Source organism: Elizabethkingia argenteiflava (genome assembly GCF_009904105.1).
Taxonomy (GTDB): domain Bacteria; phylum Bacteroidota; class Bacteroidia; order Flavobacteriales; family Weeksellaceae; genus Elizabethkingia; species Elizabethkingia argenteiflava.
The window spans coordinates 1-321 of sequence record NZ_JAAABJ010000521.1 but is presented as its reverse complement, the minus strand read 5'-3'; the positions used below and the strand labels follow the sequence as shown (position 1 = coordinate 321).

At 45.5% G+C, this 321-nt stretch carries 1 protein-coding gene; it reads left to right on the top strand.

All coding sequences use genetic code 11. The features are described 5' to 3' along the window. Positions 1–321: transposase (locus GNY06_RS08370; RefSeq protein ID WP_176590000.1), on the top strand; the 321-nt coding region annotated here is incomplete at both ends.

Sequence of the window (321 nt, the reverse complement as noted above, 5' to 3'; positions counted from 1 at the left end):
TCTGAAGAAACGCGGTGTGGAAGATATTATGATTGCCTGCATAGACGGCCTGAAAGGTTTCCCCGAAGCGGTTGAGGCTGTATTTCCTAAAACCAGGGTACAACTTTGCGTGGTTCATCAAATCCGCGCCTCCATGCGCTATGTTCCTGACAGGGATAAAAAAGCGGTTATGGAGGATATGAAGCCAATCTACAAGGCTAATAATGAAGAGCAGGGAAATCAAAGGCTGCTTGCCTTTGAAGAGAAGTGGGCAAAAAAATATCCCCTGACCTGCAAATCCTGGCTGGACAATTGGTTAAATCTCTCATCATTCTTCGAGTA